This window comes from Paenibacillus psychroresistens (assembly GCF_009728935.1).
GTDB lineage: Bacteria > Bacillota > Bacilli > Paenibacillales > NBRC-103111 > Paenibacillus_AC > Paenibacillus_AC psychroresistens.
The window spans coordinates 6721382-6735467 of sequence record NZ_CP034235.1 but is presented as its reverse complement, the minus strand read 5'-3'; the positions used below and the strand labels follow the sequence as shown (position 1 = coordinate 6735467).

Annotated in this window: 13 protein-coding genes; 10 read left to right on the top strand and 3 right to left on the bottom strand. The window is 43.9% G+C overall.

Features of this window, described 5'->3' with window-relative positions:
• Positions 1-92: 92 nt before the first annotated feature.
• Positions 93-2342: a DEAD/DEAH box helicase gene (locus tag EHS13_RS37415; RefSeq protein WP_319633397.1), complete on the bottom strand. Its 2250-nt coding sequence runs from the start codon at positions 2340-2342 to the stop codon at positions 93-95.
• Between the two features lie 182 nt (positions 2343-2524).
• Complete coding sequence (locus EHS13_RS30355; protein WP_155703960.1) at positions 2525-3214, bottom strand: hypothetical protein; 690 nt, start codon at positions 3212-3214, stop codon at positions 2525-2527.
• Between the two features lie 294 nt (positions 3215-3508).
• Here EHS13_RS30355 and coxB point away from each other — a divergent pair, with 294 nt between their 5' ends.
• From coxB to EHS13_RS30325, 6 genes are all read left to right on the top strand, one after another.
• Positions 3509-4552: a cytochrome c oxidase subunit II gene (gene coxB / locus EHS13_RS30350; protein WP_155705572.1), complete on the top strand. Its 1044-nt coding sequence runs from the start codon at positions 3509-3511 to the stop codon at positions 4550-4552.
• Positions 4553-4624: 72 nt separating this feature from the next.
• A complete protein-coding gene (gene ctaD, locus EHS13_RS30345) occupies positions 4625-6466 on the top strand; it encodes a cytochrome c oxidase subunit I (RefSeq protein ID WP_155705571.1) in 1842 nt (613 codons plus the stop codon).
• A complete protein-coding gene (locus EHS13_RS30340; RefSeq protein WP_155703959.1) occupies positions 6466-7080 on the top strand; it encodes a cytochrome (ubi)quinol oxidase subunit III in 615 nt (204 codons plus the stop codon). Before ctaD ends, EHS13_RS30340 begins: the two co-directional genes overlap by 1 nt.
• A 4-nt stretch (positions 7081-7084) precedes the next feature.
• On the top strand, positions 7085-7405 hold the full coding sequence (locus EHS13_RS30335) for a cytochrome C oxidase subunit IV family protein (protein WP_155703958.1): 321 nt from the start codon (positions 7085-7087) through the stop codon (positions 7403-7405).
• Positions 7406-7556: 151 nt separating this feature from the next.
• Entirely contained in the window at positions 7557-8441 is an 885-nt protein-coding gene (locus EHS13_RS30330; RefSeq protein WP_155703957.1) for a cytochrome c oxidase assembly protein, read from the top strand.
• Between the two features lie 60 nt (positions 8442-8501).
• A complete protein-coding gene (locus EHS13_RS30325; RefSeq protein ID WP_155703956.1) occupies positions 8502-8963 on the top strand; it encodes a DUF420 domain-containing protein in 462 nt (153 codons plus the stop codon).
• Positions 8964-9147: 184 nt separating this feature from the next.
• Here the strand turns inward: EHS13_RS30325 and EHS13_RS37010 are convergent, their stop codons facing one another.
• The gene (locus EHS13_RS37010; RefSeq protein WP_227013600.1) at positions 9148-9453 is read right to left on the bottom strand and encodes a hypothetical protein; all 306 of its coding nucleotides are present in this window, start codon (positions 9451-9453) and stop codon (positions 9148-9150) included.
• A 176-nt stretch (positions 9454-9629) separates the two neighbouring features.
• Here EHS13_RS37010 and fumC point away from each other — a divergent pair, with 176 nt between their 5' ends.
• The 4 genes from fumC (at position 9630) to EHS13_RS30305 (ending at position 14035) form a co-directional block, all read left to right on the top strand.
• Complete coding sequence (gene fumC, locus EHS13_RS30320) at positions 9630-11018, top strand: class II fumarate hydratase (protein WP_155703955.1); 1389 nt, start codon at positions 9630-9632, stop codon at positions 11016-11018.
• A gap of 128 nt (positions 11019-11146) precedes the next feature.
• Positions 11147-12190: a FecCD family ABC transporter permease gene (locus tag EHS13_RS30315; protein ID WP_155703954.1), complete on the top strand. Its 1044-nt coding sequence runs from the start codon at positions 11147-11149 to the stop codon at positions 12188-12190.
• A complete protein-coding gene (locus EHS13_RS30310) occupies positions 12190-13212 on the top strand; it encodes a FecCD family ABC transporter permease (RefSeq protein ID WP_155703953.1) in 1023 nt (340 codons plus the stop codon). Before EHS13_RS30315 ends, EHS13_RS30310 begins: the two co-directional genes overlap by 1 nt.
• Positions 13213-13255: 43 nt before the next feature.
• A complete protein-coding gene (locus EHS13_RS30305; protein ID WP_155703952.1) occupies positions 13256-14035 on the top strand; it encodes a (2Fe-2S)-binding protein in 780 nt (259 codons plus the stop codon).
• Positions 14036-14086: the final 51 nt, after the last annotated feature.

Sequence of the window (14086 nt, the reverse complement as noted above, 5' to 3'; positions counted from 1 at the left end):
ACGCCATTAAGACGGGTTACCGTCTTAATGGCGAGTGCTTCTCACTATAAATATAGATTAACTTAAATTAGCTATATGGTATATAAATTTATTTATTTACCTTTACGTTGTGATTTTGCGGCGAAATTACCTTTTGCTCCGTTATCTTTAGCGCTTCTGCTTCTGTTATCCGGATTGCCTGTTCCGCTTTTTTTTGGACCGCCCGTTCTTGGACCGCCAGCTTTTGGCGCACCACTTCTTGGACCTCCGCCTCGTGGTCCACCTGTACTTGGGCCACCAGTTCTTGGACCGCCGCTCTTAGGACTGCCATCTTGAGGCATATTATCCTTGCGACCATTGGATGCGGTATAAGGTGAGTAAGGAGAGGAAGCACCGCGTGGCGCTTTCGGTCTTCCTACTGGTCTTGCCCCAGCATCGCCATCCTCCGATGCTCCGGCTGGACGCCCGCTGCGCTGCTCAGGAGCAGCGGGAGCGCCGTGCCAAGCGCGATCGCGCTTGGGATCAACCTTTTCGCCTTCGGGCTTGCGCCCCCAGGCGGCTTCGTTCTTCGCTGCTGCCACCTTGGCTGATAAGCCAAGTGGCCTAGCGGCAGTGGCAGCTTCGCTGCCGTCACGGCGGGGACCTCGTCCCGCCGTTCTCTCACCGCGCTCAGCTCCCGCGCGCGGTGCTGCTGCGGCTTCGCCGCCACGCACGCGACTCGCCGCGTTGCTGAAGTTCCCCTCGCGCATTACGCGAGGCGATGCTTCGCTGCGCTCTTGGCGGAGCTGCATGCCGCTGCCTTGTCGGCCTGTGCTGCGCGGCTCAATCGTTTCGCCAGCACGTCCGATGCCAGTCGTTGTGCGCCCGCGAACATTCGCACCATTCATTTCATTCCGCCCGCCACGCACTTCACTCCGTGCACCGCGAACTTCGCTCCGTGCTCCGCCCGCAGCGCCTCTAGCTCCAGCTCCGCGAACTTCACTCCGCGCTCCGCCTGCAGCATCTCTAGCTCCAGCTCCACGGATACTTCTTTCAACTCCGGCAGCACTACGATCACCGCGTTCGCCAACGCCTGCTCTAGCAGAACCAGTCCCGCGCCCGCCGCGTTCCTCGCTGCTGCGTGCTCCACGTCTACCGCCTGTTGTTGCTCCGCGAGTTCCGCCTTTAGCTGAGCCGAAAGCTCCAGCTGTTCTTGGAGCTCGTTCGTTGCCACCTACAGTACGTTCGCCATTGCGACCTAAACCGCCTTGCTTCGAACGCTGCTCTCCGCCTAATTGCTGCTGAATGCCGCGCTCAATTTGCTCCAAGTAAGCACGGTCATGCGGTGTCGAGAAAGTAATAGCAATCCCTTTTCTACCAGCACGCCCAGTCCGTCCGATTCGGTGGATATAGCTTTCTACATCATGTGGAATGTCATAGTTAAAAACATGAGTAATGCCTTCGACATCAATCCCTCTTGCTGCCATATCGGTAGCCACAAGAATTTGGATCTTAGCTTCACGGAATTTTTTCATGACTTGCTCGCGCTTGGCTTGTGATAAATCGCCATGCAGCTCATCCGAGGACATGCCTTGTTCTTGCAATGCTTTATTAAGCGCTCCTGCACGTTTCTTAGTCCGACAGAACACCATGGCTAAATATGGATTGTACTGCTGAATCAATTTAATCAATTCGGCATCTTTCTCACGGTCGTTTGTTTCAATTACCACTTGTTCAATTTCATCCAAAGTAATCCGTTTGGCTTCAATTTGAATATCAACGGGTTCCTTCATATATTGTTTCGCTAAAGCACGAATGGGAGCAGGCATTGTAGCTGAGAATAACATCGTTTGTCTGCGTGTTGGAGTTTGAGCAATAATCTCTTCAACCTCAGCAAGAAAACCCATGTGCAGCATTTGGTCAGCTTCATCTAATACAAGCATATCCAATTTGCCGAAGCTAACGGTTTGTCTGCGTAAGTGATCAAGCAATCTTCCTGGCGTTCCAATGACGATATGCACATCGCCCTTAAGCTTATGAACCTGTTTATCTACATCTTGCCCGCCATAAGCAGCAAGCACATTGGCTCCAATAACAGGAGCTAGTTTTTTGACTTCAGCCGCGATTTGAATCGCTAATTCACGTGTTGGCGTAACAATCAAAGCTTGTACAGCTGATTTATTCAAATCAATAGCTTCCAAAATCGGCAGCACAAAAGCAAGCGTTTTCCCTGTGCCGGTTTGGGCTTGTGCAATTATATCTTGACCAGCCAGTAAAATCGGGATCGCTTTCTCTTGAATAGGGGTTGGTTCAATGACACCTGTTTCATGGAGTGCCTTGACTAACTCCTCGCGTATATTCAAACTAATAAAATCTTTTGCCATTTCAAATTATCTCCTTCATCTAAATAGGTTTGCTTTTTTACTATTATAAATCCTAAGCCGTTTAAGGTCTAAAGGTCATTTTACCACGAAACGCGGTCGTTGTCCGATTGAAATTGATATAATTGCAAAAAATAGCCCGAAAAAGGGCTAATTGACTAAAAAATGTTTGATTTGATAGCTGTTTATTTCTTTAATGCCGCCTCAGGAACACCAAATAATCGATTGACTGTGCCATTAAATTCATTTATGTGGTTATCGGAAGTGGTATCACCCCAGCCACTTTCGATAGCATAGCTGTTTAACTGGTTAATAAAATCACGGTTTGCGGAAATAAACACGGATTCAATCTGAGGTTTTGCAAGTCGCAGGACTGTCGCTATCTTTTGCTTGAAGGGTGCTGCAATGTCTTCCTGATTTTGGATAGTTTCATAGTTATTAATTCCAGTGGCTAAACGCCAATTCTCCACAGCTTGGTTTAAAGTATGTGGATCGTAGGTGCCAAAAGAAGCCCCAGTATGATTAGTTTCCTCCTGGCTTTTAGGTCCGCGGGTCCCTGTTACCGAATTATCAATGAGGATCGCCGTATAAGCATTTAACTCAGTCAGCATCACAATAGCAGAGCGGACACCGGGGATATTAGTTAGCTTATTGCTAAGCTCACGGCTATATTGAAGTTGCTTATTGTTATGGATTACAATACCGCTTAATTGATTAGAGCCGTACATACGGCTGCCGCTTTGTAAATCGGGATCGCTCAGACTGGTGTAATTCTTGCTATTCCCCCCTTTATCACCGCTATAAAAGCTGCAGGCCGGGATTATTAGAACAATTAAAGCGAAGGTGGACATTATTTTTAAAAACCTTAGAACCATCAGGAAGACCTCCTATAATCCGAGTTTTAGTTGATTTATCTATAGCATTGGTTTAAAACTGGAAATTATGCTTTAAAATCGGAGGAAAAAATGCATAAGTTCACTATTTTTAGGAAATAACCAGAAGGGGATAATATCTTTAAAATCCGCTGTTTTAGAACAATTTGTGAACTCTGGCAGGAAGATTGACAAAAAAGTTTAACAAATTTATAGTTAGTGAAGTGATTGCGTTAATTGACAGTGTATGCTAATTTTCGGTACCTGTTTAAAACAGATAAGCGGGGTTGATAAATGATGAATCGTTTTAAATTTGTAAAGCGGATATTGCCTCTATTGGGGATGCTGGCGTTACTTCTGACAGGCTGTGGTGATCCTAATCTATCGGCACTTCATCCAAGAGGACCAGTAGCAAGAGAACAGTTGGATTTGGTTATTCTTAGCTTGGGAATTATGATTTTTGTACTTGTAATTGTTTTTGCAATATATTTCTATGTTCTTATTCGTTTCCGGAAGCGTAAAGGCGACGAAAGTATTCCAGAACAGGTAGAAGGTAATCACGTTCTTGAGATTATCTGGACCGTTGTTCCGATTATTTTATTGTTGATTATTGCAGTGCCGACGGTTCAATATACGTTCAAACATGCAACGGATTATCGCAAAGATAAGGATGCCGTGCATATTCAGGTAGTCGGACATCAATTCTGGTGGCAGTTTAAATATGGTGATTATGAAATCAATACAGCCCAAGAAATTCTAATTCCGATTAAAAAGCATGTTTCGTTTGAAATTAATTCCGGCGATGTGAATCACTCCTTCTGGGTGCCGTCACTTGGCGGTAAGATTGACTCTAATCCAGGTGATGGAAGTGTGAATATTCTCTACCTGGAAGCGGATGAGCCAGGTATTTATGAAGGCAAGTGCGCAGAGCTTTGCGGTGCTTCGCATACTTTAATGGATTTTAAAGTTAAGGCTGTCACACAAGCTGAATTCGATGCTTGGATTCAGAAAATGAAAGCTCCTTTAGCTGCTGTTCCGGCTGATGCGCTTGCTGGAGAAGCAATCTTTAAAGAGAACTGCTTGCAATGCCATGCTATTGAAAGCAATGGAGCAGGCTTTGGACCGAATCTGAACGGCTTCGCTAATCGGATTGAAATTGCGGGGATACTGGATCGCAAGACTCCAGAAGAAAGCGATGCAAATCTGTTAAAATGGATTGAAAATCCTAACGATGTAAAACCGGGTACTTTAATGCCGCAGGTAATAGATAAAGCAACAGACCAACCACTTGGCAAAGATAAAATTGCTGAGCTCATCAAGTACTTAAACACTTTGAAATAAGAGGAATAGGGGGTTACCACGTTGTCACATGCTGCACATGCACATACGAGTAAGAAAGAGCGAAGCTATCTTATGGATTGGCTTACGACAGTGGATCACAAGAAAATTGCTATATTGTATTTTTTAGCTGGCGGACTATTCTTTTTGGCTGGCGGACTTGAAGCTTTGTTAATTCGTTTACAGCTGATGTTTCCAGATCAAACGCTGTTTATCGGCGGAACGTACAATCAGCTTTTGACCATGCATGGCACAACGATGATTTTCTTTGCTGCGATGCCATTGATTTTTGGATTTATGAATGCAGTTGTACCGTTGCAAATTGGCGCACGAGATGTAGCTTATCCATTCGTTAATGCACTTGGGTTCTGGCTGTTCTTCTTTGGCGGACTGCTTATGAATACAAGCTGGTTTTTAGGTGGAGCGCCGGATGCAGGTTGGACGGCTTATGCTCCTCTCTCCACTACATTTAGTGGACATGGGGTCGATTTCTATGTTCTTGGTTTGCAGATTGCCGGTTTAGGTACGCTTATTGGGGGGATTAATTTCCTCGTTACGATTATCAACATGCGTGCACCAGGCATGACCTTCATGCGGATGCCTTTGTTCACATGGACTGCTTTCATCACATCGGCACTAGTATTGTTCGCATTCCCAGCCATTACGGTTGGACTTGTTGAGCTAATGTTTGATCGACTGTTTCACGGAAACTTCTTTGAAGTAGGCAAGGGTGGAAACACCGTTTTATGGCAGCATTTATTCTGGATTTTCGGGCATCCTGAAGTTTATATTCTTATTCTGCCTGCGTTTGGGATTATCTCAGAAGTTATTCCAACGTTTTCTCGCAAAAGATTGTTTGGTTACAGCTCCATGGTATTTGCCACAGTCTTAATCGGCTTCTTGGCATTCATGGTTTGGGTCCATCATATGTTTACTACAGGACTTGGCCCAGTTGCCAACTCAATTTTTGCAGTAGCCACTATGGCAATTGCTGTTCCAACGGGAGTTAAAATTTTCAACTGGTTGTTTACAATGTGGGGCGGGCAAATTCGCTTTACCACAGCTATGTTGTTTGCAGTTGCATTCGTACCAACCTTTGTAATGGGTGGAGTTACAGGTGTAATGCTTGCAGTACCGCCAGCTGACTTTCAATATCATGATTCTTACTTCGTTGTAGCGCATTTTCATTACGTTATCGTCGGTGGTATCGTGTTAGGTGTTTTCTCAGGCTTGTTCTATTGGTGGCCAAAGATGTTCGGACGCACATTGAGTGAAACTTTAGGGAAATGGATGTTTTGGATTTTTGTACTTGGTTTCCATCTTACGTTCTTCCCTCAGCATTTCTTAGGTTTAATGGGAATGCCGCGTCGTGTCTTCACGTATGAGCCTGGTGTCGGGTTGGAGATGGGTAATTTACTAAGTACCATTGGTGCCGGTATGATGGGTATAGGAACAATAATTTTCTTATACAATATCATTATCACAGCAATGAAAAAGCCGGATGCAGCAGCCGATCCTTGGGATGGACGTACGTTGGAGTGGACAATTCCTTCTCCGCCTCCAGAATATAACTTTAGATTAACTCCATTAGTGCGTGGTCTGGATCCATTCTGGAAGGAAAAAATGGCAGGTAATAAAGAGATGACTGCAGCGGAGCCATTAGGTCCGATTCATATGCCATCGAACTCCATTCTGCCTTTTGTAATGTCACTTGGATTATTCATTGCAGGCTACGGCTTTATGTATGCTCGTGAACCGTTTGATAACACTTTATTGTTCCATTTATTCCATGATTATTATGTTTCAATAATAGGTGTGGGTATTACCTTTGTATGTATGTTCATTCGTTCGATGAATGATGATAAAGGCTGGCACGTCAGTCTTGAAGAGTTAGAAAAAGAAGGGGGCAAAGGCTAATGAGCTCACATGATATTAGCGGCGTTTTACCGGCGGAACCGGAAAAGGCAACCCTAGAGGGCAGAAATAAAATTCTTGGCTTTTGGTTATTCCTTGGTGGGGAAACCGTATTGTTCGGAACCTTGTTTGCTACATTTGTAGCGCTTCGCAACGGAACTAATGATGGTCCGACTGCCAATGAATTGTTTGAATTAGGTTTAGTGGCGATTTCAACTTTTATTCTCTTAACAAGTAGTTTAACGAGCGTATTCGCCATGATGTCCATGCATGCAGGTAAAGTTAAGTCGATGTTGAATTGGTTTATTGTTACCATAGTCATGGGATTAGGCTTTTTGATCTTAGAAATTACCGAGTTTAGAACTTACGTAGAGGAACATCATACCTTTGCAGGTAGTGCATTTGGGACCTCGTTTTACACCTTGGTTGGTTTCCATGGTGCCCACGTTGCATTTGGGGTATGTTGGATCGGATTGCTTGTTTACCAAGGTTATCGTAGAGGCCTTACTGTAGTTACTGCACCAAAATTTTATGTAGCAAGTCTTTACTGGCATTTTATCGACGTTGTTTGGGTATTTATCTTCACTGTCGTTTACTTGATGGGAAAGGTGGGCTAAGCCAATGAGCGATCATCATTCCGAGCATGCTTCATTGCCGTTAAAAAGGCATAAGACTGAAGGGCCACAGAATCACTATCTGGCTTATATTATCTCTATTTTACTGACGATGTTATCGTTTGCTATTGTTATCTATGGTGGGCTTGACCGCTCTTTCTTAATTGCTTTCTTGTTGGGTCTTGCCATTACTCAAGCTATTTTTCAGGTATATGTATGGATGCATGCTAAGGAAAGGGATCATTTATTCCCTTTGATGTTCCTATTTACTGGAGCTTTTGTAGCTGTTACAGCTTCGATTGCTGCTGTTTACTGGATCTGGTGGTAAAGTCAAAGTGCGCGTTTATTCATTTAAACGCGTCTTTTCTTTTTAAAATCCTAAGAAAGTATAAGGAAATTTCTATACTGAACTTAGAATTCCGGACAAACGCTCCGTCTTAAAGACGGTGTAAAGTTTATCCTTGGGAGGCAAAATAAATATGGATTCAATGCACGATATGTCCGGCGGCTTTGCTGCTATGTGGAGTCCGGGGCTATTCTTAATATTGATGATCATAACTTATGTATACTTTCAGTTGATTGGCCCTTTGCGCCAACGTTTTGCAGGTTCTTCAGAAGTGAAGCTAGGCAAAAAACTGCTGTTTGTTACATCAATTGTAATTCTCTATATTGCACAGGGCAGTCCGATTAATTACTATAGCCATGGAATGATCTTTAGCTTTCATATGTTCCAGCAAACCTTGATTTATTTAATCCTGCCGCCGATATTCTTTATCGCGATGCCGGATTGGTTGTTGCGTCCGGTGCTGATGAAGGCATTCGTCCGTAAATGGATATTCCCGTTTACACATCCACTAATTGCCGGCTTATTATTCAATTTGTTATTTTCGTTTTATCATATTCCGCTAATTTTTAACTACTCTTTTGATCATACCTTTATTCATAACACGTACCATTGGGTACTAGCGATAACAGCTTTTATGATGTGGTGTCCGGTTTTCTGCACATTGCCTGAATGGAAGCGTATGTCCGATTTTCAGAAAATGGGCTATGTATTCTTTAATGGGGTCCTGTTAACGCCAGCTTGTGCCTTGATTATTTTTTCAGATAATTTGCTCTATCCAGCTTATGTTCAAGGCTCACAAATGATTAATTTCGTATTGCCGCCTATTGAAGACCAGCAGCTCGGTGGAACGCTGATGAAAATTATTCAAGAGATAGTTTATGGTGTAGCTTTGGCTTATATCTTCTTTAACTGGTATCGGAGAGAGAAGAAAAAAGAAGAAGACGATGAAAAAGAAGCTTTTGGGGAAATTACTCAACGAAACCCATTGCATTCGTCACTGGCAACAAGCAACAATTAAGTTTTCTTGAGTTGCCTGTTAACAGTATAATTAATACGGTAGAGTGATGGGGGATTTGAGATGCATACTATATTACCATTAATGTGTACGACTTTTATTGCGATCAGTGGGATCTTGGTAGCAATCGGTTGGTACCAAATCATAAAAGGCCGAAGGGAACTTCATCAAAAGTTCATGACTGCCGGTGCAATTTTTGCGTTAATCTTTTTTCTGTTATATGTATCACGTACGATATTTCTTGGTAATACTGCCTTTTCAGAATCAGCTCCAGTCGCAGTTCGCGATGCCTATTATATCTTCCTGCTCTGTCACATTATTTTTGCAACCACTTCGGGTGTATTCGGGATAATAACTTTATTGCTAGCTTATAAGAAGAAGTTTGCCAAACACAGGAAAATTGGCCGTTACACCGCAATTATGTGGTTAATTACTTCTCCATCGGGAGTTATGGTTTACTTGTTGTTGTATGTATTTTACCCAGGTGGGTCGACTAAGCCTGTTATTGATGCTATCCTAGGCTAATAAAATTAACTAATAGAACTCTTTCTTCTGCTGTATGCAGATAGAGGGAGTTTTTTTATTCCGGTAAATTAGTTTGAACTAATCTAAAAAATTAAAATGGGAGGGGCGCAAGTTCTTCCTTTTTGATTGGAAAGGTTAGAAACTTGATGCTTAGTGGGGGCAAGTGTACGCGGTAGCAGCTCGGCTAAATTAGAGATTTAAAGCGTTCGTGGCGCGTTAAATCTAGCCGCGCGGGTGAAGAGGAGGATGTAAAGCGCTCACGCCGCGTTAAATCCAGCCGCGCGACAAGAAAGGAAGATTTAAAGCGTCCGCGCCGCGTTAAATCCAGCCACGCGACAAGAAAGGAAGATTTAAAGCGTCCGCGCCGCGTTAAATCCAGCCGCGCGGCTAGAAAGGAAGATTTAAAGCGTCCGCGCCGCGTTAAATCCAGCCACGCGACAAGAAAGGAAGATTTAAAGAAACGTCCGCGCCACGTTGGAGTATCCTTCAATATATATTTTTAAATTGCTGCTGCAAAATCATAAAAAATGGGTAAAGTACATAAGAAGACAATTAGGATGGAAACTGAGCGGATGGGATACAGGTCAGAAGGCTGCGATTCGTATAATAAACAAGGCACATAGACAAAAATTAAGAATTACGAGAAGCAACCAAGGAGGCTGACAAATGGATTATAGAGTGGAGAAAGATACTTTTGGCGAAATCAAGGTGCCGGCGGATAAGCTTTGGGCGGCTCAGACACAGCGCAGCTCTGAGAACTTCCGGATTGGCATCGAGCAAATGCCAATCCTCGTGATCCGCGCGCTGGCGATGCTCAAGCGCAGCGCTGCTTTGACCAATCAGAAGCTGGGCAAATTGGGTGCAGCCAAAGCAGATGTGATGGTCGCAGCGGCGGACGAAATCATTCAGGGCAGATTGGATGAGCATTTCCCGTTGGTCGTTTGGCAAACGGGCAGTGGGACTCAATCCAATATGAATGTGAATGAGGTGATAGCCAATCGGGCGAATCAGCTTTTGACTGAGCAAGGCAGCGATTTGCGAATTCATCCGAATGATGATGTCAATCAATCGCAAAGCTCAAACGATACCTTCCCTACTGCCATGCATATAGCTGCGCTCATCGAGCTGGAGGATCATGTGCTGCCGGCTGTTGCCAAATTAAAAGCTACGCTCCAAGCAAAGAGCGCAGCGTTCATGGAGATAATTAAAATAGGCAGAACCCATTTGCAGGATGCAACTCCATTGACGCTGGGACAAGAAGTTAGCGGTTGGGTGCGGATGCTGGAAAAGGCGGATAGCATGATCCAATTAAGCGCGGTTTTCTTGCGCGAGCTGGCAATTGGCGGCACGGCAGTGGGCACAGGCATTAATGCTCATCCGAAATTCGGTGACTGGGTAGCCCAAGAAATTAGCCAGCTTACCGGTAAAAGCTTCACCTCCGCGTTGAATAAGTTTCATGCATTAACCAGCCACGATGAGCTAGTTCATGTTCATGGTGCGCTAAAAGCATTAGCAGCGGATCTGATGAAGATTGCCAATGATGTCAGATGGCTTGCAAGTGGGCCACGCTGTGGGATTGGTGAAATTTCGATTCCAGCCAATGAGCCCGGGAGCTCTATTATGCCTGGCAAGGTTAATCCAACGCAAAGTGAAGCATTAACGATGGTCGTCTGCCAAGTAATGGGCAATGATGCTACTATTGGGTTTGCGGCTAGTCAGGGGAATTTTCAGCTTAATGTGTTTAAGCCTGTGATAATCTATAATTTTCTGCAGTCTACTCGGCTGCTGACAGATTCAATCCTTTCGTTTAATGACCATTGTGCAGTAGGTATTGAGCCAAACCTGGCAGTTCTCCAAGCAAATTTAGAACGGTCTCTAATGCTGGTTACCGCATTAAACCCATATATTGGTTATGAGAATGCAGCACGAGTAGCGAAATTAGCTCACGCCGATGGGATCACACTTAAAGAAGCAGTTGTAAAACTTCAATTATTGACAGCAGTCCAATTTGATACTTATGTGAAGCCTGAGCAAATGATACATCCACAGAAATAAGATGTTCACCAAATAGTGCTGAAACCATATAGACATACACCCAAAAAATAGATATAATAATCGATACTGATAATCATTATCAGTATCTATTTTAATGAAAATTATTCCTCGAAATAAGGAAGGTATGTATGTCATCTCAACAAGAAATTGCAGCACACTCCAAAATTAAGCTTCGTTCACGTCCTTTGGTCGCATCTATTATTTTGTTCGGTGGATTTATCGCTGTTGTACTGGGACTCGCTGTTTCCGTATCTGTAGGGGCCGCAGATATTAAGCTTGCTACAGTATGGGAAGCTATTTTTTATTTTGATCTTGATCTTACTCAGCATCAAATTATTCGAGAGCTGCGTCTTCCGAGAGCCGTTGCTGGTGCTTTGGTTGGGGCTTGTTTTGCAGTAGCAGGTGCTATTATGCAGGGGATGACCCGTAATCCACTAGCAGAACCAGGATTGCTCGGAATTAATGCCGGTTCTGGATTTGCTCTAGCTTTAGTATTTGCTTTCTTCCCGGGGCTCTCTTTTCTCAACATTATGCTATTTTCCTGCTTAGGTGCGGGAGTCGGGGCAATATTGGTTTATGGTATTGGGTCTTTATCTAGAGGAGGATTAACACCGGTTCGTTTAGTGCTGGCAGGAGCTGCTGTTTCGGCATTACTCGTTGCACTTAGCGAAGGAGTCGCCATTTATTATCGCATTGGCCAAGATTTAGCCTTCTGGTATGCTGGAGGATTAGCCGGTACGAAATGGCTGCAAATTAAAATCATCATACCTTGGATTGGAGGGGGGCTGTTAGTTGCGCTGCTGCTTTCAAAATCTATTACTTTACTCAGCTTAGGGGAAGATGTAGCTATTGGATTGGGACTAAGAACACGCTGGATTAAGCTAATCGGCATGCTTACTGTGCTTGTTCTTGCAGGGGTATCTGTATCCGTTGTAGGTTCAGTAGGCTTTGTCGGTCTAATTATTCCTCATCTTTCTCGTTTTCTAGTTGGTGTAGATTATCGTTGGATTATCCCGTGCTCCGCAATTCTCGGCAGCCTGCTGATTATCTTAGCTGACATTGGTGCAAGAATGGTCAACCCGCCTTTTGAAACTCCGGTTGGGGCGATTATTGCTTTAGTAGGCGTACCGTTCTTCCTCTACTTATCTCGCAAAGAGGGGAGAGAGCTATAATGTCAAACAGCCTGGAGCATCGCAAACGAGTTCGAACCACATGGGTTCTATTGATACTTGGTATTTTGATTTTAATTTGTTTTGTGATAAGTATGAATACAGGTTACATAAAGCTGACCCCGTTAGAAGTTATCAAAACCTTATTCGGTGGAGGCACAGCTAAACAATCACTGATTTTATTTGATTTTCGACTTCCGCGGATAGTTATTTCTATTCTGGTTGGTGCAGGGTTAGCTGTGTCTGGTTGTATTTTACAAGGGATATCACGAAATGCATTGGCTGATCCTGGTATTCTCGGAATTAATTCAGGAGCTGGCTTAGCGGTGGTGTTGTTCATCTCGTTTTATCCATCGAATGCAGCGGCACCTGTTTTTATGCTGCCATTTCTAGCCTTAGTAGGAGCAGGGCTTACAGCCTCATTAATCTATTCACTAGCTTATAAAAGGCACGAGGGATTATCACCTAATCGTTTGATTCTCGTGGGGATAGCTGTTGCAGCCGGCATTAGCGCCGCGATGATCGTCTTAACACTACGATTGAATCCACAAAATTATCAAATGGTTGCCATTTGGCTAGCGGGGAGTATTTGGGGTACCAACTGGAAATATGTCCTAGCTTTGCTGCCATGGATTGTCATCCTCGTTCCTTATGCCTTATACAAAGCACGCGTTATGAATATTCTAAGCTTGGGAGATCAGACAGCTGCTGGATTAGGTACAGCGATTGAAGGTGAACGTTTGCGGTTATTAGCAACGGCTGTTGGCTTGGCGGGAGCTTGTGTAGCTGCCGGGGGTGGAATTGGCTTTATTGGCCTACTCGGCCCACATTTGGCAAAACGTTTAGTAGGTCCCAAGCATCAAGCTTTATTGCCAGCCTCTGCTTTAATAGGCGGCCTGCTGCTTATTGTAGCGGATACCTTAGGCCGATGGATTCTCCAGCCTTCTGAGATTCCAACTGGTATTGTAGTAGCTGTCATTGGAGCTCCTTATTTTCTTTATCTGCTTGCTAAATCTAAAGCATAAGCAGCAAGGGAAGTCTCTAAAAGTTTGGAAAGGGGATGTATTCATGGATATAAACAAACTCGAAACCGATTTTCGGATTACTTTGCAGAGCAATACAGACGCTATATTTTCAATGGCTTTGATAGATTTGCTTGAGCCTAAGAATATGATTCAACTATTGGAAACTTATACACCGCTCCTTAAAGCTAGAGGCAATGAAGCGGCTGCGGCCTATTTTGTCAGTTGGTTCAGTAGTGTGCCTTTGGCCTTGCAATATAGCATCTCTGCTAATAAGGCGGTTCGATTAACTTTGGCTAATTTAACTGTTCAGATATTCCCTGTAGGTGAGTACCACCAATTTTCCTTCAAAATAACAGATTATGAAACACAGGATGCACCTATAGCTGAAGCTGAGCGGAAAGAATGGCGCAATCAAATTTTAGCGGAATTTTATACGGAGGCCACAAAGCCGTTGTTTGAAAGATTGGCAATTGAATCAAATATGGACATTGGTCAGATCTGGGGTCAGCTTCCAACAAAATTTAATTATTATTTAGCCAATTGGTTGGAAGAGCTGGAGAATGAGGGTCTCAAGGCTAACTTGGCGAATGATTATCATGCACTTGCACATGAGCTTAAAGCCGATGTATTTGGCCGCAAGAAGAACCCTTTTGATGTCCAGATTCGCTGGGTTGAGGATATTAGGAATCCTGGCAAGCAGATGCGGATGAAGAATGCCTGCTGTCTCTATTATCAAGTGGGAACGGGTGAATACTGCTATACCTGCCCACGCTTGAAGGAAGAAGACCGCGCGGAGAAAAGAGCTCAATATCTTGTTAAATAAAAATAGGACGAAATTCCAGTTATCATCTTGATTCTGGAATTTTTTATGTGT

Bases quoted from the DNA above. Each gene is read 5' to 3' on its own strand.
- EHS13_RS37415 (WP_319633397.1), bottom strand. From the start codon at position 2,342: ATGGCAAAAGATTTTATTAGTTTGAATATACGCGAGGAGTTAGTCAAG.
- EHS13_RS30355 (WP_155703960.1), bottom strand. From the start codon at position 3,214: ATGGTTCTAAGGTTTTTAAAAATAATGTCCACCTTCGCTTTAATTGTT.
- coxB (WP_155705572.1), top strand. From the start codon at position 3,509: ATGAATCGTTTTAAATTTGTAAAGCGGATATTGCCTCTATTGGGGATG.
- ctaD (WP_155705571.1), top strand. From the start codon at position 4,625: ATGGATTGGCTTACGACAGTGGATCACAAGAAAATTGCTATATTGTAT.
- EHS13_RS30340 (WP_155703959.1), top strand. From the start codon at position 6,466: ATGAGCTCACATGATATTAGCGGCGTTTTACCGGCGGAACCGGAAAAG.
- EHS13_RS30335 (WP_155703958.1), top strand. From the start codon at position 7,085: ATGAGCGATCATCATTCCGAGCATGCTTCATTGCCGTTAAAAAGGCAT.
- EHS13_RS30330 (WP_155703957.1), top strand. From the start codon at position 7,557: ATGGATTCAATGCACGATATGTCCGGCGGCTTTGCTGCTATGTGGAGT.
- EHS13_RS30325 (WP_155703956.1), top strand. From the start codon at position 8,502: ATGCATACTATATTACCATTAATGTGTACGACTTTTATTGCGATCAGT.
- fumC (WP_155703955.1), top strand. From the start codon at position 9,630: ATGGATTATAGAGTGGAGAAAGATACTTTTGGCGAAATCAAGGTGCCG.
- EHS13_RS30315 (WP_155703954.1), top strand. From the start codon at position 11,147: ATGTCATCTCAACAAGAAATTGCAGCACACTCCAAAATTAAGCTTCGT.
- EHS13_RS30310 (WP_155703953.1), top strand. From the start codon at position 12,190: ATGTCAAACAGCCTGGAGCATCGCAAACGAGTTCGAACCACATGGGTT.
- EHS13_RS30305 (WP_155703952.1), top strand. From the start codon at position 13,256: ATGGATATAAACAAACTCGAAACCGATTTTCGGATTACTTTGCAGAGC.